Origin of the sequence: Bartonella sp. AP72JLCBS (genome assembly GCF_042195705.1) — a bacterium.
GTDB lineage: Bacteria > Pseudomonadota > Alphaproteobacteria > Rhizobiales > Rhizobiaceae > Bartonella.
On record NZ_JBHIOU010000007.1, the window covers coordinates 1 to 22,393 of the forward strand.

The window sequence follows — 22,393 nt, forward strand, 5'->3', positions numbered from 1 at the left end:
AAGCTATCCTCTGCATTATTGATCAGGACATCGTTGCTGGCTTTCAGCCCTACCTTGCCATCAGCCGCAATGGAACTACCTGTAATGCTAAGATCATGCGGTTTGCCATCCTGCCCTGCAATGACAGTGGTGTCACCTCCCGATTTTATCGAAGAGCCAACCGCATGAGAGGCTTGCATATCCACTTTCGTGTTTTTGGCGCGAAGATGATACTCCATCTCATCGTTTCTCACCCCTATTGTTATCTCCCCTTGGGCGCCAAGAGCAACATTACCCTTGGCATCTATATCGGAAGCAGCCATATGGATATCGCCACCCGATAGAACAGTGGTCTCTTTTCCAGAACTTAAATGAGAGCCATTGTGCAAGGCAACATGAGATGTTTGATCCCCGCGATGGCTATTGGCACTGTTGCGTGTGGCATCAATAGAAACATTCCTCTCAGCCTGCAAGAGAAGTTTATCCGTTGCTTGAACATCAGAGCCTAGAATATTCAAATCTTTTCCAGGGACATAAGTGAGCTTGATATACTTTGAAAAATATTTCTTTAAAACAAATGTGTGAATACACAACAACAAATGTATTCCGTTGGGGCGTTCTGTTTTGCATGAGGAGTATGATCCCATTAAAAATGAAGAGATTAAGAGAAATAAAATAGAGAGATAATAAAATAAAGGCCCCGTTAAACGAGGCCTTAGTATTTTTTGTGCTGATAATTTCATTTTTACGAAATTAGAATTTGTAAGCGACACCTACACGGAAGTCATTGGTTTTGTAGTTGAATTCACGTGTATCGTTGGCGAATTTCTTTTTACCAAAATCGGAGTAACGGTATTCTGCACGTAAAAGAACGTTGTCGGTCATTGCAAAGTCAACACCGCCGCCAATAGTGAAACCAACCATTGTCTTCGTGTCATCAGCCCAAGTACCACCAGTCAAATCTACATTTTGCTTAACTGATGGGTTTTCAACCACACCAGCTTTCTGTTCAACTTTAACTCTCTCTCCTTTTCCTGTAACTGATTGAATACCCTGTACCTGCGCATAGGCAATACCACCAGCAACATAAGGCATAATGCGGTCAACAGCAGCAAAACCGATACGAACGCGTGTAGCACCAGACCATTTTTCTTTGTAACTGTGCTTTTCCGTTACCTTGTCGCCTTTTTCAAACTGTTGCTGACCTTTTAATTCAACCTTAGCTTTTTCAAGGGCAGCATTAAAATCTGCTGCATTTTTTTCAGTAAGAGTCAATTCACGGGCTGTTTTTGATTCTTCACGGTCTGCCCAAACTGCATCGGTTTCAACACCGAGAATGAGACCATTTCCAAGGTCTACGTTAGATCCGGCATAAATCCCACCCATGAAACCAGAAGGACTAGGTGTGTTATCTTTTTTGACAAGTTCTTTATCTTCTCCTGGAATAGTTACTTTAGTTTTACTCGAAAAGTTACCAACTTGACCACCAAGATAAAAGCCTGTCCAAGAAAACGAAGGGGCTGCTGCGATAACTGCTGGGGCTGTTTCACGAGGGATCACCACGTCAGCAGCTTGTGCTGCAGAAGCTGAAATTAAAGCGGCAATAGAAGTTGCTATTAAAGATTTTGTATTCATAATTTTGCTCCTAAATTAACTATAAAACGACCTTACAAGATTATAAATAGAAAAGCTGTAGTAAAAATGTCACAATCACACAAATAAACCCCAGAAAAACAGTGTTTTGATCAAAGTCAAGATCTCTTGAAAATTTAATTTTTTATTAATACTTTTTATTCATAATTGCACTTTTGATGAGATTAGAACTTGTAAGCGACACCTACGTGAAAGTCATTGGTTGTGTAGCCTAGTTTAAGGTAATACTTTTTATATTCCTTCTTACCAAAGTCTGAGTAACGGTACTCCGCACGAAGCAGAACATGATCTGTCATCGCGAAATCTATACCACCACCAAGGGTGAAACCCTCCATCGTTTTTATTTTATCAAATACTGTAGCAGAAACTTCTTTACTTGGCTTACCCATTTGCCAATTTTTTTTGTTCCTGAAACTTTACCAACACCTTGTATTTGCGCATAAGCAATACCATCGCAAGATAAGGCATAATACTGTCAGCGACAGAAAAACCAACACAAACCCGTGTTGCACCAGACCTTTTTTCTTTGAAACCAATGCGATACACTGCTGTGTCACCCTTTTGAAACTTTTTATTTTCATCCAATGTAACACCAGCAATGCAACACCAGCATCTTCAAATTCATCATTAAAATCATTAAATTCATCAATCACAAGAATCTTTGAGACCGTCTTCGTCTCTCCTCAGTCTGCCCAGACTGCATCGGGTTCAACACCTAGGACATTTCTAAGATCTACGTTGAAACCTAAAATAAATACCACCTATGAAACCTGAAGGCTTAGGTAGTGCATCTTTATCTGAAGTTTTTTTCTTTTGTCTCTAAATCAAATACATAAACTTTGACTTGAAAAGTTGCCAACTTGACCACCAAGATAAAAACCTGTCTAAAAAAACGAAAGAGCTATGATAACTGTTGGAGCTTTTTTACGAGGAATGACAATATCAGCAGCTTGTGCCGCAGAAGCTGTAGTCATAGCGATAACAAAAGTTGTTACTGAAGATTTTATATTCGTAAACTTTGCTCCTCATTTATTTACGAGCACAGTATTATACGACTACAAAAAAAAACGCTGTAGTAAAATGATACAATCATAGGAAACGAAAGCTGACGCAAGATAAAGTCATTTCATAACTTCACGTTTCACAAGAAATTGTAAGTTATGAATACGTATAATTCATTGATTTTACCGCGTAATTATTGCCTGTCGTTTATAAAAATCTTTTTAAGGAAATCTGAATAATATCTTTTACACCGCCAATAAATATGGAGTGTGTAATAATATAACAATAGAAAAATAACAGAGGCTCCGTCTTTAACAGAGCCTCATGACAATTTATTTTATCTTCATCATTTCGTTGTTGACGAAATTAGAATTTGTATGCAACACCTACACGGAAATCATTGGTTTTGTAAGCTATTTTATCCCCGTCCTTTACAAATGCTTTTTTACCAAAGTCTGAGTAACGGTATTCTGCACGCAACAGAACATTGTCTGTCATTGCAAAGTCAATACCACCACCTACAGTGAAACCAACCATCGTTTTCGTTTCATCAAACACTTTAGCAGAAGCGATTTCGGCACCATCAGCTCCTTCCGCCTTAAGAGAATCGACTATCTGGAGCTGCGTATAAGCAATACCACCAGCAACATAAGGCATAATGCGATCAACGGCTGCAAAACCAACACGAACGCGTGTTGCACCAGACCATTTTTCTTTTATAGAGGTGCTATCTACACGTTTGTCAGTCGCCGCGATACCAGTAATAGTTTTTCCTGTAGCAGGTGTAGCTTTCGCTGCTATAAGCTCATCTTTGAAAGCATCAAGGCCAATTGCTCCAATGACTGCTGAATGCGCTTTTGAATCTTCGCGGTCAGCCCAGACGGCATCAGTTTCAACACCTAGAATGAGGCCATTTCCAAGATCCACGTTAGAACCTACATAAATACCCCCCATGAAACCGGAAGGCTTAGGTGTCCAGTCTTTATCTGTAATTTTCTTTTTTGTTTCTGAATCATATTCATCAACTTTACCTGAAAAGTTACCAACTTGACCACCGATATAAAAGCCTGTCCAAGAAAATGAAGGGGCTGCTGCGATGACTGCTGGGGCTGTTTCATGAGGGATGACAACATCAGCAGCTTGTGCTGCAGAAGCTGCCGCTATAGCGATAACAGAAGTTGTTACTAAAGATTTTATATTCATAAACTTTGCTCCTAATTTATTTATGAGCACAGTGCTACAAGATTACAGAAAGAAAAGCTGTAGTAAAAATGATACAGTCACAGAAAATGGAGGGCACATCCCAGACAAAATTGCTTCATAGCTTGATTTTGTACGAGAAACCTAAAGATTATATATAAATAACTTATTGATTTTTAAATGTAATTTTTGTTTGTTGTCTATGAATTTTTTTAAGAAAATCTGAATAATATCTTTTCACATCCACAATAAATTATGTATTGTGTGATAATATAGCAACAAAGAATAACAGAGGCTCGGTCAAAGACAGAGCCTCTTCGTTATTTAACTTACCATCTATTAAAATTTGTAAGCAACACCAACTCGGAAATCATTGGTTTTGTAAGATGTCTCATATTTATCATTTGAGAATTTCTTTTTACCAAAATCTGAGTAACGATATTCCGCACGTACAATAATATTATTGGTCATTGCTAAATCAACACCAGCACCAAGGGTGTAACCAACAAGGGTCTTTGTTTCATCAGACAGAGTACCAGAAGCGATTACTTTGTCTGAATCTTTATCTGTTATTGAAATCAACGCACTATCTTGAAGCTGTGTATAAGCGATACCACCAGCAACATAAGGCATAATGCGTTCAGCTGCAAAACCAATACGCACGCGCGTTGCACCAGCCCACTTTTCTTTAAAAGTGAAACTGTGGGTTCGTTTAGCACCAGGTTTAAGCGCATCTTTACCAATATTAATTGCAGCGTCTTTTAATACCTTGTTAATATAATTGATGTGTTCTGGGGCAATGACATATGTTTTTCCTGTCTTCGTGTCATCTTTATTAGACCACATGATATCTGTATCAACACCTAGAATAAGGCCATTACCAAGATCAACGTTGGAACCTGCATAAAGACCACCCATGAAACCAGATAGTTTAGGCAAAAGGTCATCAGGCGCTGGAATCTTGTTTCCATTACTGAGAATATCCATTTTCGTTTTACCCGAAAAACCACCAATCTGTCCCCCAACATAAAAACCTGTCCAAGAAAAAGTTGGAGCAACAATAACGGGAGCAACAGGTGTTGGTCTTGGGGGAACAATAACATCTGCTGCTTGTGCTGCTGAAGCTGAAACAAAAGCGAAAGCAGAAGCTGTTATTAACCATTTCATATTCATATTTTCTCTCCATAGCTGAATATTTATTTGAACACACCGTTTCATATAGAGCCCCATCTTCAGATATCTGTAGCAAAAATGATACACTTATAAAAAAAACAAAAAGCCAATCAAAGTACCCTTAATTGCTTGATCTGTAATAATGAGAATAAAACTATGCCCATGCACAAATGATCTCTTTTCCTCACGTTTTCTCTCCTTTATCATTTTGAAAAAAAACTGCGCCACAGTACCCTCCGTGTAAAGCGTGTGCTATTGACATAAAAATATAATATATTGATTTATAATGAAAAAATATCTTTTATATTAATTTGTCTGCAATATTGACGATGCTCTTATCTTAAGCCTTTTTATACTAAAACCCCCCAGCACCTCACAAACGAGCAAGTGTGTGAATAAATAAAACTATTTAAAAGCTAGAATGGCTCCTATTAATATTCTCAATATTATAACAATGAAGACTGTTACAATATTGAGAGCAGCTAAATGTAACAGTTCCATTTAAATTCATACAAACAACGTTTTTAGCTTCATCCTTCGTATAACCAAATGTGAATAGCTCTTTGATTATTTTTTCATCATTGTAAAGAATGCTTGTACCCGACAGAACAAGATCTTCACTACCCCATGAACTGCAATAAAATTACATGTAATTTCATCACGCTTGCTCTTTGTTTTTAATTTAGGAATTTATTCCTTTTTGACATATTTACGCTTCTGCTTAACTTTCTAGAAAATCTTTTCCAGAGCTTTAGCCCTATTTGTAGGCTATCATTTCATACTCTTTTTAGCTAAATTGAAAAAAATACCTAAAGACAGACAACCGGTATGATAAACATTAAAACTTATATAGAAATCTCCTTAAAGCTGAAAAAACGAGAAATCTTTCTTAAAGTTTTCACACCACACCTTGCTTTAGAAATCATGAATTTGGCAGAAAAAATATCCCTCTTTTTCAACTTCAAAGCATATATTATACTTCTTGATGTTGTTTTTTCACTTTTTAAAAACTCATTGGACCTCGTGCAAATAGGTTTGGCCGTCCTTTTTTCCCTGGTCTTCTTTTAGGATAATGATCTCTTTTTTTACTAGAATGTAACACAGGTACTAACTTAGCTGCTGTTATGCTTTCGCTGTTATTTGTGCAAGAAAGTTCTATCTGAAAAACTTCAGATAATAACTTGCTAAGCTGTTCACCAGTAAAAAAACCTATTGGAGGAACAGCCGAAGATGCTCTCTGTATAAGGTTTTGAGACGCTAAAAAACTTGCACCTTGAGCCATAGAGATTGAAGCAAAAGTAGCAAAAGCTGTAATAAAATATTTTATGTTCATAAATTTAACCTCATCAAATATTCATAATGGATTTTATCTAGTGCCTTCATTGCAAATTTCTAGAGAAAAATAATATGTTTATAGATAAAAAGTGAAAATCCTTAAAAATAAAGCTTGGAGCATTTTTCTTTTAAAATAAAAGCAAATTGCCCTGCTCTGCCAACATAGAAATTACTTATTGAGCAATAAATAAAGGCACGAAGTATCGTCTGAAAATAATAAACTATATGAACTTCATATAATATACTGATTTATAATGCTAATTTAGCGTTATTCATATTGACTGAGAACCCTAAATACCATAAGATTCTCTCCTTCAAAATCTTTTTCATGTTGAATCAATCAAAACCATTTGTTTGCACGTTACAAGTTGGAAGAGCTGTGTGGATAAAAACACTAAAAAGACTAAAAATGTCTCTTATGAACCGTCTCAAGTGCTAAGGACTTACACAACATTGGGAATTGGCACAGTTGTGTGGATGGTAGCGGCTTGTTACTCCATAAGCATAAAGATGGTAGTGTTCAATAGATTTTATATTGGTATTGGAAGCTTTATTGTTATATCTTTTATGAGCGCCACCGTAAAATGAACTTGGGTGTCGGTTTCTTTACAAAAAGCACATGAATTAGCAACACAAATATATTCCGTTTAGGGCGTTCTATTTTACACGAAGAACATAAATCCATTAAAAACATGAGGCAATGCGTAATCTCTATTATTTAACAGACATTGCTTTAAATACTTTTGAAAGTCGTAAAGCAGAATTAAAAATGATGGTAAAGATGAGATTTGGTTTTTACATTTACACATTCATATTCTCCCCCAATTAGGCTGTATACCGGTTTCAGAGATTTAAGTCTTCCAACCTACCGTATGTTTCCAGCCTCTCCTCAAAATTGCTTTGTTTCAAATAAAAGCTGTTACAAAAATAAAAAATATGGATTCGCAAAAGTACTTTTATTGCCTAAACTTCAAATGAAATAGCACTTAAGAATTTATTATAATTCTTATCAGAAAAGATGAGAGGATAAAACGCCCATAATGTACAAGCATTTTGTCCTCTCACATCAATAATTAACTCTATTTAAAAGCCAATTTTAAAGTTAGCTATGCGCAAAAATATCAACTTCCGCCCATCCTAAAAGATCAAGCCTAGCTCTCATAGGCAAAAATTGAAAGCATGCCTTGGCAACATTTTCTCGCTCTTCACGTCTTAAACGTTCTTCAAATATAACCTTTAAACGATGTAAATATAACACATCCGACGCAGCATATTCAATTTGTGCCTGTGATAACGTTTCTGCCGCCCAATCCGAAGATTGTTGCTGTTTAGAAATATTCACATTCAGCAATTCATTACAAATTTCTTTCAAGCCATGACGATCCGTATAAGTGCGCGTGAGTTTCGAAGCAATCTTTGTACAAAAAATAGCCTCTGGCATAACACCAAATGTATGCGCTAAAATAGCAAGATCAAAACGCCCAAAATGAAATATTTTGGTTATTGCGTTATCCTCAAGCAATTTTATCAAATTTGGTGCACTCTTTTGTTCTTTAGCAATCTGAATAACGTCAGCAGTACCATCTCCAGAAGAAAGCTGAACAACGCATAAACGATCACGATAAGGTTGTAATCCTAAAGTCTCGGTATCAATCGCAATGGCATCAGTTTTATAATTGTCTAAGTTTGGTAAATCACCTTGATGAACGCGAATCTCAGCCATTTACCCTCCTACTTGCTAAAGCAGCAAGAATACGCGCCCAAGACCGCTGCCCCTTATGAAACGATTTTAAATTATACTTTTCATTAGGAGAATGAATACGGTCATCAGCCAATCCAAAACCAACCAAAAGAGTTTCCATACCAAGAATTGACCGAAAATCTGCTACAATTGGGATCGAGCCCCCCATGGCTGTCAAGACAGCGGGCACTTCCCACTCTTGTGATAAGGCATCCTTCGCCTCCTTGATAAAAGATGAATCATCAGAAATCTGAAGTGCCGGAGAAGAACCGTGATTCTTAAATTCAACCTTACAATCAGCAGGAATTGAGCTACGTACATAATCACGCAACGCTTGGCGTATTTTCTCTGGATCTTGCTTATGCACCAAACGACACGATACTTTTGCACTCGCTTGAGAAGCAATAACTGTTTTCATCCCTTCCCCTTCATAGCCGCCACTAATACCATTAATTTCCATGGTAGGACGTGCCCATACAAGCTCTAAAATGCTCCGCCCTTTTTCACCAGCTGGAACGGAAAGTCCTATAGGACCAAGAAAATTTTCAGCAGTACAATTAAGTGCATTCCATGATTGTAAAATCTGTGGAGGTGTTTCTTCTACGCCATCATAAAAACCAGGAAGTGTTGCCCTATTATTTTCATCGTGAAGTCCTGCTAAGATTTTCGTTAAAATACGAATGGGATTAGCTGCTACTCCTCCAAAATAACCAGAATGTAAATCACGATTCGCTGCTGTGATAATAATCTCTTCTGCCATAATTCCCCGAAGAGAAAGAGCAATAGATGGTGTATCCGCATCCCACATTGACGTGTCACAAACCAATGCATAATCTGCCTTAAGTTCATCTGTATTTGCTTTTAAAAAAGGAATAAGGGAAGGAGAAGCACATTCTTCTTCTCCCTCAAATAAAACAGTAACTTTAATAGGAAGCTGCCCTGTTTCTTTCTTAAATGCACGACATGCTTCAATAAAAGTCATCAACTGACCTTTGTCATCTGAAGCTCCACGAGCACAAATAACTTTCTCTCCATCTCTCTCTTTTAAAGAAGGTGTAAATGGATCATCCTCCCATAAACTCAATGGATCAACAGGTTGAACATCATAATGTCCGTAAAACAACACATGCAAACAATCATCTGAAGGTCCAGGATGATGCCCAACAACCATTGGATGCCCCGGCGTATCACGGCGTGAAGCCTCAAAACCGATGCTTTTTAAATCCTCCACTAACCAATCAGCTGCTTTACGACATGCATCCTTGTAAGCCGAGTCTGTAGAAATCGATTGAAAACGTAAAAGAGAAAAAAGGCGTTCAAGGCTCTTCTCTATATTTCCATCAAGATGTGTTAGTACTTTATTCAGCATAAAAAAAACCTTTCAAGCCTTGTGTAATTATATTATAGATGCGATGACTTTAAGCCTCTTGTAAGATTTTGCAAGACACCTTATTCATTTTTGACATTGTGAGCAGTAAAAACTTGAACGTCCAGCCTGTAAAATGCGCATAATAGGCGCTCCACATTCCAAACATTGCTTGCCTTCTCGTCCATAAACTGAAAAAGCATGCTGAAAATAACCAAGCGAACCATCTATATGCATATAATCACGTAAAGAAGAGCCACCAGACAAAATGGCTTCAGAAATCACATTGCGTATATTTTGTGCTAAAGAATCTGCAAATTCACGTGCACGTGCTGTTTTTGATGCCAATGTAAATGCACCACGTTGTGGAGACAAACGACTCCGCCAAAGTGCTTCACAAACATAAATATTCCCAAGACCTGCAACAATAGACTGATCAAGTAAAACACCCTTGAGAGACATTTTTTTATTAACAAAAGCCTTTTGTAAATAACGACCAGAAAACGAATTACTTATAGGTTCAAGACCTAGCTTATTTAAAAGTGGATGTTCATAAAGCTTATCCGTATCGACTAAAAGCATAAACCCAAAGCGACGCACATCATTATAAATAAGACGATAAACGTCACCATTCTTTGTCTGAATATCCATGACAAAATGATCATGTTTAACTAATTTACTTGACACTGAACAAGCTTTTCTTAAAAAATCATTCTCTATACGCCATGAACCAGACATTCCTAAATGGCTTAAAATCGTTTCATCCTGAGAAAGATGAAATAATAAATATTTCGCACGCCGACCAAGTTCTATAATTGTTCTGCCAATAAGGCGCTCAGAAAAAGCCTCAGGAAAAGGAAAGCGCAAATCTCTACGATTAAGTTTGACAGATACTATCTTTGCATCAGTTACAACGGACTCAAGTCCACGACGAACTGTCTCTACTTCAGGAAGCTCAGGCATTACTCTTCTTTAATAATTATACACTTTCCAATCGTATCACTGATAAATTGACTTCTTCCCCCCTCAAAAAACGAAGACTTCCTCTACATCTACTAAACAAATTCTTGATGAGTGGATTTTACTTGGATTCCTACTTATGTGAATCATTTAACTAAAGGCTTTATGGACAAACCCTGCCTTGAATATATACCACACACTCTAAAATACTTAACGTATCAATAAAGCTTACATCCCACCCCACCTCAAATGACCGTGTTTTATGGTAACAAAATTAAGCCCATTCACCCTTACGAAATACAGGAACTCTTACACCATCTTGGGTAATGCCATCTATGTCAATTTCACCAGAACCAATCATCCAGTCAATATGAATGACACTTTTATTCCCACCACGTGCTGCAATCTCTTCTGACGTCAATGATGCCCCATCTAAAAAGCATTTGGAATAACACTGCCCTAAAGCAATATGACATGCAGCATTTTCATCAAATAAGGTATTATAAAAAAGGAGGCCACTCTTAGAAATTGGTGAAGAATGGGGCACAAGGGCAACTTCGCCCAACCGGCTTGCACCCTCATCACTTTGCAAAACCTGCTGTAAAACTTCTTGGCCTGTTGATGCACGAGCCTCAACAATACGCCCGGCTTCAAAACGTACTTCAATATTATCAATCAGAGTTCCTTGATAGGAAAGGGGCTTTGTTGAGCGAACGAAACCTTCAACCTTATGAGCATGAGGAGTCGTGAAAACTTCTTCTGTCGGAATATTCGGATTGCAAATAACACCATTTTGAGCAACGGATGCACCACCATGCCATTCATGATCATCTGCCAAACCAACAGTTAAATCAGTCCCTGGCCCTGTAAAGTGTAAGGCAGAAAAACGCTGCTCATTAAGCCAAGATGACCGTTTCTTCAAATGTGCATTATGAACAGTCCACGCCTGCACCGGATCTTCTCCTGTAACACGTGAAGCAGAAAAAATTGCATCGGCTAATTTTTTTATCGCCTCATTAAGTGGTAAAGAAGGAAACATTGCCTCAGCCCATCCTGCTGTTGGATAAGCAACAATCGACCAATTCATAGCAAAATTTGATATTTGCTTGAGTGCCGGCTGGTAAGCTATTGAAGTGGCTTTATTTAAACGTGAAACCTTATCAAAATCCTGATTGGAAAGGAGCAAAGGATTATCACCAACAATCGCTAAACGCGCTGCCCCATTTTCAAAAGCCTTTGCCATTCCCTCATAAAGCCAAGAAGGGGCACAATCAAAACTAGCTGTATGGGCATTTTCAAACCGTGTAAGCGATAACATATCATCACTAAAAATTGGTGTAATGACACCAGCACCAACCTTATAAGCATGATATGCAATACGCCGAACAAAAGGTAACGCTGAAACTGGAGCAGTTAAAACAAGATCCTGCCCCTCTTGTAAATTCAACCCCACTTTCACTGTAATTTCTGCAAGACGATTAAGCATTTCAGGCAAAATTGTCTCATGAATATCAAAGTACATTACCAATACCCTTCTTTAAATAGAATGCGTTCTTTATGTCGTCATATTATAAATTGTTTTTCAGATCCTTTGAGTTCGCTTTCTCTACGTATATTTATGCGTATCATTATCGCTAAAATTCACTTAATTCATAAACCGCAATGGGTATATCATCCTTCTTTGGTCATGAAAAACTTACTAGTTCCTGTGTCGTTTTTCTAACATTGCAACAATTGCATTTAACTGATCAGATGAAGGTAAAACCATAATCGTTTTATTTTCCTCTTTCCTAGCTAGATGTTGAGGTGCATAGGCAGGGATAGGAACTTTATCAAGCTGTACCATAGCAAAAGGCGCAGGATGTGCCATCTTGGACTGTGCTACTTCTGTCGAAGGAGATGTACTTTTCTCTGCCTTTACGCCCCTACTCTCTAAGCCTTCATCTATAAAGCTTGGCGCATGACCAGAACGTTCTTGAGCAAAAGCATAAGCAACATCATAAGGGCGATTATTTGTAGGAACTTGAAGCTCTCCATCACGTGATCGTTTTTCATAAAAAGCATTTCCCCCTGCAACCTGAACATAATGCATGTTTTTATACGGAAAAGACAAACCAGCGGTATGAAAAAACTTAGCGTGTTTAACTTTCTTATCTCGTTCACCCCGTAAAACGGCATCAGCCGCCTCTCTTACACGAGCAACAGATGCTTTCTCCGTCATAGGACGCGTTAAAACACCAGGAGCAAATTGCCTATATTGACCAACAACACCACAAATCGTCTTAGGATAGGCGGTTGAATTAACACGATTCATAACAACCGTTCCAACGGCAATCATTCCTTCACGGCTTGTGCGATTTGATTCAAAATACATCGCTCGCATAAGACATTGACGCTCTGTCAATGGATATGTAACCGTTTTTGTCTTATTATTATTTATTTTTCCAGCATCTAAATGACTTGAAGCACAACCCACAACAACTAACGGCGCTACACAACAGGTAACAAAAACATTCCAACGATTTTTTTTCATCTTATGCAACACATTCCTATAATCTCTGAGATATTCAAGTCTTGAAATGAGCTTTAAATGTATCTCTCAATAAAGTACATAGCTAATTGTTACCACTCAGTAAAATTTTAATACAAGAGGTAATCAAAAAGTATCTATGCAAAATAAAAAATAAAAAACTCTTAATTTACAGATCGATATTGTTATTCTTCATGGTTCAATATAGGCTATAATAACCCACACGTTTCAATTACAATAAAGTAACACTATCCACTTCTTCTACATACGAAAAAATAATACAGATATCCCCTTTAATATAAAATTTTAACAAAATGATCTGAAAGGAAATTCCCCTAGAAAACTCCCCTCCTGCCACAATACGAGTGATGATATCATCCAATATACAAATATGTCAAACCAAGAGTTAACAATCTGCCATGCTTCTCTGAAAAAACTCTTTGTTGCTTCTTTGTGCTTTGCCATAAAATGGTTATCTTATTCTTCTTATAGCTGCACTGTAAGAAAATACTCATATATCTACAAACTTATTTTATACATATAAGAAAAATTTTAATCTATTTTCTTCTCACCTACCCCAACTTTATACGTAAGGTCATCGCGAGGACGATCAGAGGACATATGGTAACCCGTTATGATATAATGCAGCATTTCAGCAATATTAGTAACATGATCACCAATTCGTTCAATATTCTTTAAACAAAACAGTAAGTGCGTACAAACCGTAATATTGCGCATATCTTCCATCATATACGTCAAAAGTTCACGAAAAAGAGAAGTATACAAAGCATCAATCTTCTCATCACGCTCACGCACCGCGTCAACACGCTCTAATAGGCGACTCGTATAAGCATTTAAGACTTCTTTTAATTGATTGAGTGCTAAAGCTGTAATTGTTTCAAGCCCATGATAAACAGAAGCAGATTGACGTATTTCTGAAAGTGCAACAGTCCTTTTAGCAATGTTTTTTGCCATATCCCCAATCCGTTCAAGATCAGAAGAAATACGAATGGCTCCAATAATTTCACGCAAATCGACAGCCATCGGTTGGCGTTTGCAAATAATAGCAACCGCTTTTTCATCAATGTCACGTTCTGCTTCATCTAAAAACACATCATCGGCAATCACTGTCGTTGCAAGTTGAAGATCACTACTCACAACCGATGCGACAGAACGTTCAATCATCCTTTCTGCATGGCTCCCCATTTCTGTAATCCTTACTCTTAAATATTTTAGTTCTGCATCATAAGAACGGACAGTATGTTTCATAGACATATCTTACACTCCTCAATTCACCTATCCAAAACGCCCCGTAATATAATCTTGCGTCCGTTGCTCTTTTGGTGAGGTAAAGATCATTTCAGTCGCACCAACTTCTACCAAATGCCCTAAATGAAACATAGCCGTATGTTGAGAAACACGTGCGGCCTGTTGCATGGAATGCGTTACGATAACAATTGTATAATTTTGCCGTAACGCATCGATAAGCTCTTCAATCCGTGCTGTCGCAATGGGATCAAGAGCTGAACATGGCTCATCCATCAAAATAACTTCAGGACTAACCGCAATAGCACGTGCAATACACAAACGCTGTTGTTGTCCCCCTGATAAACTTGTTCCAAGATCATGAAGGCGGTCTTTTACTTCTTCAAACAAACCTGCCTGCCTCAAACTCTTTTCAACTACATCATGCAATTCAGAGCGTGTTTTAACTAAACCATGAATGCGTGGACCATACGCAACATTCTCAAATATAGATTTTGGAAAAGGGCTGGGCTTTTGAAAAACCATTCCAACACGAGCGCGCAATTCTACAACATCAATCCGTGTGTCATAAATATTCTCCCCATCTAAGGTAATAAGACCAGTTGTTTTAGCGCCTTCAATCGTATCATTCATACGGTTAAAACAACGCAAAAAAGTTGACTTTCCGCATCCTGATGGACCAATCAAAGCCGTTACTTGATGTTCAGGAATATCAAGTGTAATACCGTGGAGTGCTTCTTTATCTCCGTAAGAAACCTTCACATCCTGACCGCGCATTTTAATCTTCATTACAAAAATTCACCTTACAAAAATCTTATCAAAGCTGTTGTTTTATTAAAATTACTGGCGGCGTTCAAATCGTCGACGTAAAAAAACCGCAGAAATATTCATGATCGCAAGAAAAATCATCAATACAATAATAGCACCTGATGTCTTTTCAACAAAAGCACGCTCTGCTTCACCCGCCCACATAAAAATTTGAACAGGCAAAGCCGTTGCTGGATCCATGGGGGTCGTAGGAATATTAACAACAAAAGCAACCATTCCAATCAAAAGCAAAGGAGCTGTTTCACCCAAAGCCTGAGCGACTCCAATAATTGTGCCTGTTAAAATGCCAGGCGCAGCTAAAGGAACAACATGATGAAAAATCATTTGTGTTTTTGATGCTCCCAACCCCAAAGCTGCAGAACGAATAGAGAGAGGAACAGCACGCAGAGCAGAACGTGTTGCAATAATGATCGTGGGAAGAGTCATGAGCGCTAAAACAAGACCACCAACAAAAGAGGCTGAACGTGGTAATCCTAAAAAATTAACAAAAAAAGAGAGTCCTAAAAGACCAAACACAATTGAAGGAACAGCTGCAAGATTATTGATATTAACCTCTATAAAATCTGTAAATTTATTTTTGCGTGCATATTCTTCTAAATAAAGAGCCGTTGCTATGCCTATCGGAAGGGAAACTAATAAAACGATGCCTATCATATAAAGAGAACCAATGATCGCAACACCTAATCCCGCAGTCTCAGGACGACTTGAAGCGCCAAATGTAAAAAAACCAATATTAAATGTTTTATAAAGCGTACCATCATGCGCTAAACGCTTTATCCATTCTATCTGTCGATTAGAAACTTTACGGTTTTTTTCTGCTACACGCAGATCAATCTGTCCCTTATAAGCAGAATCAATATCCGCAGATGCCAAAACTTTAACTTTTTGCATTGTGCCAATCAGTTTTGGATTTTTTGTCACCATTTCACGCAGTTGAACACGGACACCATTTGAAAACATACGGTTAACGTCCAAAAGAGAGGCTCGATCATTTTGATTGATATTAAGTTTCTTCGCTAAAGCATTGCGTACAAGAAGTGGATAATTCGCCGTCATGAGCACTTGTGGTTTTGTTTTACGTTGACCACTTGGATCAATGATCTTTTCATCCAAATAAATCGATAATGTCATTTCACTTTGAAAAAAAGCTGTATAACCCTGACTAATGATAGACCATAAAAGCGTAAATAAAAAAAATAAACCAATAAAAATGGCAATCAAACCATAGGCACGAAAACGACGTTCAGCCCAATACCGACGCTTGAGACTAATATTGCGACGAGGAAAAAAATCTTCATTCATTCATATTGTTCCCGATATTTACGCACAATATAAAGAGCTAGAATATTCATCAAAAGTGTCATAACAAAGAGCGTCATCCCTAAGGCAAAAGCCACCAGAGTTTGTGGAGAATTAAACTCAAAATCACCGGTCAATTGATTAACAATCTTAACAGTCATCGTAGTCATTGCTTCGAAAGGATTGAGTGTTAAGTTTGCTGCAACACCTGCCGCCAAAACCACAATCATTGTTTCTCCAATTGCACGCGATGCCGTCAACAAAATGGCCCCCATAATCCCTGGAAGCGCTGCTGGTATAACAACTTTTTTAATTGTTTCAGATTGCGTTGCGCCTAAACCATAAGAACCTTCACGTAAAATGCGTGGAACAGCCGTAATAACATCATCCGATAAAGAGGAAACAAAAGGTATCAACATAATTCCCATCACAACTCCAGCAGTCAAAACACTTTGTGCCATAATAAAACTAACCCCGTCTGAGAGAGAAGCAGAGAGATCTCGTAAAAATGGTCCCACAACCTTCAAAGCAAAAAAGCCATAAACAATCGTTGGAATGCCAGCAAGAACTTCTAACAATGGCTTCACAATTGCTCGCAATCGCGAAGAAGCATACTCCGCCATATAAAGAGCTGAAAATAGTCCTATAGGTACAGCAAAAAGCATGGCAACAAATGCAATATAAAACGTACCAGCAAGAAGCGGTATTAAACCAAATTGTCCTACTTCATCGCTGGAACCGCTCGCGGAAAAACGCGGATCCCAAACTGTTCCTAAAAAGAAATTTGAAAAGGATACAGACTGAAAAAAGCTTACTGTCTGAAAAAGCATAGAAAGCGCAATGGCTATTGTTGTCAAGACTGCAACAATAGATGCACAAATCAATCCAATAATAATAAAAGATTCAACCTTATTACGGGCACGTTGATGAGGCGCAATTTGCATCATTCCACAGATAAAACCAAAGGACGCAATAGCAAAAAGAAAAACATAACCTATAAACTTAAGCTTTTCAGAAGAGAATACCCACGACTGTGCTATTTTGAACACATCATCCGATGCTTCATCGGATAAAATCAATCCCTTCGCGAGTAATTGTGCCTGCATTTCCTTATAGGAAGCGGTAGAAAGATTCCCCTCAAAGCGATGAATCTTTTTGACGAGACTTCGAAGTGTCTCCCAAAGTAGATCGTGATTTACAGGCTCTGTTACATGCGCACTATACGCCCCCAGCTCTCGAGAGGCATTATACTCTAAATAAATTGTACTCCCAGCATCCCAAACAATTAAAAAAATAAAAGCTGGAATAACCGTAATCAAAAATGTCCACCAGCCATAATAATACGCACGAGAATGCATTTTATGTTGTCTGTATTCAAGAATGCGTGCTCGCATATAAGAAATACAAAAGCCACAAAATCCAAAAATCAATAATAGCAAAACAATGAAGGAAATGCGCATTTTATCTTTCAGTTTTTATAAAAAAATAGCACCCAAATTTCCTATCTCAGAAATCCAACAAATTTTCCCTGCAAATTATTTCAATGTCATTACTCGACCAGCAGAAAAATCAGAACGCTGTGCTTGACGTTCCTTTTCAGGAGAAACAATCAAACCATATTCAGCCAAAGGACCCTCTGGACCAATCATTTGGTCAGAAAGAAAAAAATCAACATACTCTCGCAAACCTGAAATAATACCTAAATGTGCTTTCTTAATATAGAAAAAAAGCGGACGAGAAACTGGATATTGTCCACTAGAAATCGTCTCAACTGTTGGCGCAAAACCGTTAATATCGGCAACCTTTAGCCTATCAGCATTATTTTGATAAAAAGACAAACCAAAAATACCAACCCCTGTTTTATTAGAAATTAGACGCGCAAATGTTTCAGAATAATCACCATCAATATCAACCGCTTTTCCATCCTTACGTACCGCAATACAAGCAGTGTGTATCTCCTTATCATCCATTCCTAAAGACTTCATCACCTCAACTGCCCCACTCTCTTTACACCCCTCAGTAAGTAATTTTTCCTCAAAAACTTCACGTGTCCCATGCTTCTCTCCAGGAATATACGCTGCTATCGTCCAATCAGGAAGAGCACTATTGACTGCACTCCATTTCAAAACATTATTCGGTTGCAACTTTCCGTCTATAATAATTCGAGCAGCAAGGGCTTTATAAACATCTACTGGCTGTAATTTCCAATCAGGTCCCTTAATATCAGTTGCAAAAACAATGCCATCATACCCAATACGTATTTCCTCAACATCTTTTACACCAGCATCAAAACAAGACTGTAATTCACTCGGTTTCATTGCTCGCGAAGCATTAACAATATCAACAGTGTTCTCCCCAATACCACGGCAGAATTCCTTAATACCAGCTCCTGTTCCTCCCGATTCGATAACAGGAACCTTAAAATGGGGATAAATTTCTCCAAATGTTTCAGCAACAATCTTTTGATAAGGTAAAACTGTAGATGAACCAGTAATCTGTATTTGATCGCGCGCATTGCCTCCATTTGCTGACAGCAGTAGCGCAAAAATCAATCCCACTCCAATTGATAATACTTTGTTCATCTATAAACTCCCTAAAAATTGAAAACAAAGCCTCTTAATTTATATTATACGGTCATTCTAGTTCACATTTGCAACATAACAAATATAAAAAACAACATGGATCATTTTTTTAAAACCATGTTTTTGTCCTCTGTCAAATAAATTCATTTGAACGCTTGAACTCAATAACATCCCAAAACAAATGAGCAACATCCGTACCGCAGAAGCGTTTAATTTCACGAATTCCCGTAGGAGACGTCACATTAATTTCTGTTATATAATCTCCGATCACATCAATCCCCACAAAAAGAAGACCGCGTTCCTTTAAGGCTGGACCAATGCGTTCACAAATTTCATAATCACGTTTTGTTAACTCCACATTTTCCGCGCGACCTCCAACATGCATATTAGAGCGCACATCTGTTTCTGTCGGAATTCGATTAATAGCTCCAACAGGTGTACCATCAAGCAAAATAATCCTTTTATCTCCTTTTCGTACTGCCTCTAAATAGCGCTGAACAATAAAAGGTTCGTGATAAATTTCTGCAAACATTTCTAACAATGATGCTAAATTGCGATCATCTTGTCTTAAATAAAAAATACCAGCGCCCCCATTCCCATAAAGTGGTTTAACAATAATATCGCCAAATGTCTCTCTAAAAGCTGTTATTTCTTCAATATCTTTGGTAATTAATGTTTCTGGCATCAGATCAGAAAATTCAGTAACAAAAATTTTTTCTGGACTGTTGCGTACCCATGCAGGATCATTCACAACGAGTGTTTTAGGATGAATACGCTCTAACAAATGAGTTGTTGTGATATAATTGAGATTAAAAGGTGGATCTTGGCGTAAAAGAACCACATCCATATCTGTTAATTCCGTACGAACAGGCTTTTCTAATCGATAGTGGCTTCCCTCTTTATCATGTACAATCAATGGCTCTAGTCGTGCAATCACACAACCATCGTATAGAGATAAACGATCTGGTGTATAATGGAAGAGAGAGTGTCCACGTTCTTGGGCTGCTAAAGCGAGTGCAAATGTCGTATCTCCTTGAATCCGAACTGTTGAAATATGATCCATCTGAATGGCAATTTTCATAAATAAATCCTCTCTATCCTAAAAGCAGACTGGTCTATGCATCATAAACTTAGTAAACAATAAAAGAACTATGACAAGAGAAAATTTATGACACAAGAAACAGATATAAAATTAAACAACAAAGAAATCGAACGCTATGCACGCCACATCATTTTGCCTGAGATTGGTGGTGCAGGGCAACAAAAGCTAAAAACAGCACGTGTTCTTGTTGTAGGCGCGGGTGGTCTTGGTGCTCCTGTCTTAACCTATTTGGCTGCCGCAGGTGTTGGAACCCTTGGAATTGTCGATAACGACATCGTTTCACTTTCCAATTTACAACGCCAAGTTATTCATAAAACAAATGCAATCAACAAAAGCAAAACAGACAGTGCTGAAACCACTATAAAAGCAATAAATCCCCATGTTGTAGTTGAAAAACACACCCTACGCTTAGATAAAAGTAATGTGGATAAACTGCTCAATGCTTACCACATCATTGTTGATGGAAGTGATAATTTTACCACACGCTATCTTCTCGCTGATCACGCTGCCCAATGCAAAAAACCTCTAATAAGCGGTGCTGTAGAACGTTTTAATGGCTCATTAACGGTCCTTATGCCGTATAAAGACAATAATCCTCACTATCGCGATTTATTTCCCACCCCTCCAGCTCACGGGACTATCCCAACATGCGCTGAAACTGGAATCATCGGTGTTTTACCTGGCGTTATTGGGACCCTACAAGCAATGGAAGTTATTAAAATGATCACAAACATCGGAGAGCCATTAGTAGGAAAGATTCTTCTCTATAATGGATTATTAGCGCAATTTAATATTATTACTTATAAACGCTCAAATTATAAAGAAAATACCATAGTTATTAAGAAGCTTGGAGAATCATGATTATGTCCTCTCTTCCACTAATTTTTAGCACTCTCGCAATATGTATTGAAATACTAATTAATTTTATCGCAAGTCATCGAAACATTGTAACCAATGAAACCTATTAAATTTATCACAAATATGGCAAACCTTTTGTGAAAAAATAATTCTCTATAATGGATTATCAGCATAATTTCATGTCATCGTCTATAAATGGACAGAGACTCGTGGGAACGCAGCTGCTATCAGTATTCTTGTGTAAAAAATTTTCGACGTAGATAAAAATACAATCAGCAGAACTCTATTCAACTATTTTACTATTCACACATAAAAATTGTTTCACATGAAAGTGCTTACTTCAAACCATAACCTATAAATAAATAATTTAAGTCATATTTTAGTGATCGATACTATAAAAAGTCAATGATCTGTCCGTACATCTCTAACCTCAAGAGAAAACGTCTATTCATCGAGCATCATAAAATGCAGCTTAGGATTATTGCACGTATAAGAACAATCAATTGTCTCTGTTCATAAGAAAAATACATGGGACTTGATGTAAAAGTACATAGGGATTGATGTGTATAGAAGGATTGAGATAAACCTCATGGAGAGCTTTAATTACATAATTATTGCATTCAGAAGCAGAAAGCTGCGGCTCATGAATTGATAATCCTTCAGCAATAATTTCACAGACAAGTATATGTAGAAAAAGTGAAGCACACAAATCTTGAAAACCAATCCACAGACGACAGTGTAAAGAGTGCATTTTTATAAAAGATCTCTTTAAAATAAGCGAGTAAATATGCAATGTTAAATGTATTCTGTTTTGCGTGAGGGGCGTTCCCCCCTAACAAAACATCAATAAGAGCTCTTTTTATAAAACTGTGAAACTAAAATTACAAAAAAAATCAGACTTCTTTCTAAAATTAACATCTATGGTATAAGTTAATTTGGCTCATTCGCTTTATTATTATCCATTGGTAAAGGAACAGGATGATCGGATAAACTGCGTAAATAAAGCAAAAGATCGGCACGATCTTGGTCATTTTTAATTCCACGAAAAGACATAATGGTCCCAGGAAAAGCTTCACGTGGAGAATGTAAATAACGATCTAACGTTACAAAATCCCATTTTTGATCAGAATGAGCACGTAATGCCCGTGAATAAGCAAAACCTGCTGCTGATGCCAAAGGGCGGTTAACAATCTCCCAGAGAACTGGACCAACACGCCCTGCTTCATTGCGTCCAGATGTGTGGCATATGGCACATTGGCGAAAAACTTTACGGCCATTTTCAAAATTGCCTTGTTGAAGACGGCTATTTAGTGATAGGGAAACATCAGGTGCTTTTTGTTTTTCTTGAAATATATCATTCTTGGCAACTGTATGATGATATTGGACTGATGTAGGATGATCGTAAATTATATTGCTGAGTGTGGAAATCCCCACAACAGCGACCAGCACACATAAACAAGCACAAATAAAATAAATAAATCTCCGGCGATTCATAAAAACTCAAATGTTCACGGTTTCA

20 protein-coding genes and 2 pseudogenes are annotated in these 22,393 nt (G+C 37.7%); 3 read left to right on the plus strand and 19 right to left on the minus strand.

What is annotated here, in order from left to right:
* The 4 genes and pseudogenes from ACFILO_RS04935 to ACFILO_RS04950 form a co-directional block, all read right to left on the minus strand.
* Window positions 1–518 (minus strand): annotated as a pseudogene (locus tag ACFILO_RS04935) (hemagglutinin repeat-containing protein); the annotation flags it as partial.
* 214 nt (window positions 519–732) lie between these two features.
* On the minus strand, window positions 733–1,614 hold the full coding sequence (locus ACFILO_RS04940; protein WP_375677926.1) for an outer membrane protein: 882 nt from the start codon (window positions 1,612–1,614) through the stop codon (window positions 733–735).
* Window positions 1,615–1,796: 182 nt separating this feature from the next.
* Entirely contained in the window at window positions 1,797–2,021 is a 225-nt protein-coding gene (locus ACFILO_RS04945; RefSeq protein ID WP_375652522.1) for an outer membrane protein, read from the minus strand.
* The gene (locus ACFILO_RS04950) at window positions 2,014–2,217 is read right to left on the minus strand and encodes a hypothetical protein (RefSeq protein WP_375677927.1); all 204 of its coding nucleotides are present in this window, start codon (window positions 2,215–2,217) and stop codon (window positions 2,014–2,016) included. Before ACFILO_RS04950 ends, ACFILO_RS04945 begins: the two co-directional genes overlap by 8 nt.
* A 318-nt stretch (window positions 2,218–2,535) precedes the next feature.
* Between ACFILO_RS04950 and ACFILO_RS04955 the strand changes: the two genes are divergently transcribed.
* The gene (locus tag ACFILO_RS04955; protein WP_375677928.1) at window positions 2,536–2,727 is read left to right on the plus strand and encodes a hypothetical protein; all 192 of its coding nucleotides are present in this window, start codon (window positions 2,536–2,538) and stop codon (window positions 2,725–2,727) included.
* 273 nt (window positions 2,728–3,000) lie between these two features.
* Here the strand turns inward: ACFILO_RS04955 and ACFILO_RS04960 are convergent, their stop codons facing one another.
* From ACFILO_RS04960 to ACFILO_RS04970, 3 genes are all read right to left on the minus strand, one after another.
* Complete coding sequence (locus tag ACFILO_RS04960; RefSeq protein WP_375652515.1) at window positions 3,001–3,837, minus strand: porin; 837 nt, start codon at window positions 3,835–3,837, stop codon at window positions 3,001–3,003.
* A gap of 336 nt (window positions 3,838–4,173) precedes the next feature.
* Entirely contained in the window at window positions 4,174–5,007 is an 834-nt protein-coding gene (locus tag ACFILO_RS04965; protein ID WP_375621215.1) for an outer membrane protein, read from the minus strand.
* 1,003 nt (window positions 5,008–6,010) lie between these two features.
* Complete coding sequence (locus ACFILO_RS04970; protein ID WP_375677929.1) at window positions 6,011–6,340, minus strand: hypothetical protein; 330 nt, start codon at window positions 6,338–6,340, stop codon at window positions 6,011–6,013.
* Window positions 6,341–6,751: 411 nt separating this feature from the next.
* Here ACFILO_RS04970 and ACFILO_RS04975 point away from each other — a divergent pair.
* Window positions 6,752–7,194: pseudogene (locus ACFILO_RS04975) on the plus strand (integrase); the annotation flags it as partial.
* 250 nt (window positions 7,195–7,444) lie between these two features.
* On the opposite strand, the gene ACFILO_RS04980 reads toward ACFILO_RS04975, so the two are convergent.
* From ACFILO_RS04980 to gshB, 11 genes are all read right to left on the minus strand, one after another.
* Window positions 7,445–8,065 carry a ribonuclease D gene (locus ACFILO_RS04980; RefSeq protein WP_375632307.1) on the minus strand — a complete coding sequence of 207 codons (621 nt, stop codon included), beginning with the start codon at window positions 8,063–8,065 and terminating at the stop codon, window positions 7,445–7,447.
* Complete coding sequence (locus ACFILO_RS04985) at window positions 8,058–9,452, minus strand: M20/M25/M40 family metallo-hydrolase (protein ID WP_375611787.1); 1,395 nt, start codon at window positions 9,450–9,452, stop codon at window positions 8,058–8,060. The genes ACFILO_RS04980 and ACFILO_RS04985 overlap by 8 nt, the downstream gene beginning before the upstream one ends.
* An 84-nt stretch (window positions 9,453–9,536) precedes the next feature.
* Window positions 9,537–10,412 carry a bifunctional DNA-formamidopyrimidine glycosylase/DNA-(apurinic or apyrimidinic site) lyase gene (gene mutM / locus ACFILO_RS04990; RefSeq protein WP_375632305.1) on the minus strand — a complete coding sequence of 292 codons (876 nt, stop codon included), beginning with the start codon at window positions 10,410–10,412 and terminating at the stop codon, window positions 9,537–9,539.
* Window positions 10,413–10,683: 271 nt separating this feature from the next.
* Window positions 10,684–11,931 (minus strand): aminopeptidase, encoded by a 1,248-nt coding sequence (locus ACFILO_RS04995; protein ID WP_375613327.1) that lies wholly within the window; start codon window positions 11,929–11,931, stop codon window positions 10,684–10,686.
* Between the two features lie 177 nt (window positions 11,932–12,108).
* Complete coding sequence (locus ACFILO_RS05000) at window positions 12,109–12,942, minus strand: cell wall hydrolase (RefSeq protein WP_375652512.1); 834 nt, start codon at window positions 12,940–12,942, stop codon at window positions 12,109–12,111.
* Window positions 12,943–13,491: 549 nt separating this feature from the next.
* Entirely contained in the window at window positions 13,492–14,214 is a 723-nt protein-coding gene (gene phoU / locus ACFILO_RS05005) for a phosphate signaling complex protein PhoU (protein ID WP_375611791.1), read from the minus strand.
* A 21-nt stretch (window positions 14,215–14,235) separates the two neighbouring features.
* Window positions 14,236–14,994, minus strand: a complete 759-nt coding sequence (pstB, locus tag ACFILO_RS05010; RefSeq protein ID WP_375632304.1) for a phosphate ABC transporter ATP-binding protein PstB — start codon at window positions 14,992–14,994, stop codon at window positions 14,236–14,238.
* Between the two features lie 51 nt (window positions 14,995–15,045).
* Window positions 15,046–16,335 (minus strand): phosphate ABC transporter permease PstA, encoded by a 1,290-nt coding sequence (gene pstA, locus ACFILO_RS05015; RefSeq protein WP_375611793.1) that lies wholly within the window; start codon window positions 16,333–16,335, stop codon window positions 15,046–15,048.
* Window positions 16,332–17,792, minus strand: a complete 1,461-nt coding sequence (gene pstC, locus ACFILO_RS05020) for a phosphate ABC transporter permease subunit PstC (protein WP_375632303.1) — start codon at window positions 17,790–17,792, stop codon at window positions 16,332–16,334. The genes pstA and pstC overlap by 4 nt, the downstream gene beginning before the upstream one ends.
* Window positions 17,793–17,867: 75 nt before the next feature.
* Complete coding sequence (locus tag ACFILO_RS05025; protein ID WP_375611795.1) at window positions 17,868–18,914, minus strand: PstS family phosphate ABC transporter substrate-binding protein; 1,047 nt, start codon at window positions 18,912–18,914, stop codon at window positions 17,868–17,870.
* 133 nt (window positions 18,915–19,047) lie between these two features.
* Window positions 19,048–19,995 (minus strand): glutathione synthase, encoded by a 948-nt coding sequence (gene gshB, locus ACFILO_RS05030; RefSeq protein WP_375627632.1) that lies wholly within the window; start codon window positions 19,993–19,995, stop codon window positions 19,048–19,050.
* Window positions 19,996–20,082: 87 nt separating this feature from the next.
* On the opposite strand from gshB, the gene ACFILO_RS05035 reads away from it, so the two are divergent.
* Window positions 20,083–20,877 carry a molybdopterin-synthase adenylyltransferase MoeB gene (locus tag ACFILO_RS05035; protein WP_375627633.1) on the plus strand — a complete coding sequence of 265 codons (795 nt, stop codon included), beginning with the start codon at window positions 20,083–20,085 and terminating at the stop codon, window positions 20,875–20,877.
* A 927-nt stretch (window positions 20,878–21,804) separates the two neighbouring features.
* Here ACFILO_RS05035 and ACFILO_RS05040 read toward each other — a convergent pair.
* On the minus strand, window positions 21,805–22,368 hold the full coding sequence (locus ACFILO_RS05040) for a c-type cytochrome (protein ID WP_375632302.1): 564 nt from the start codon (window positions 22,366–22,368) through the stop codon (window positions 21,805–21,807).
* Between the last annotated feature and the right edge of the window lie 25 nt (window positions 22,369–22,393).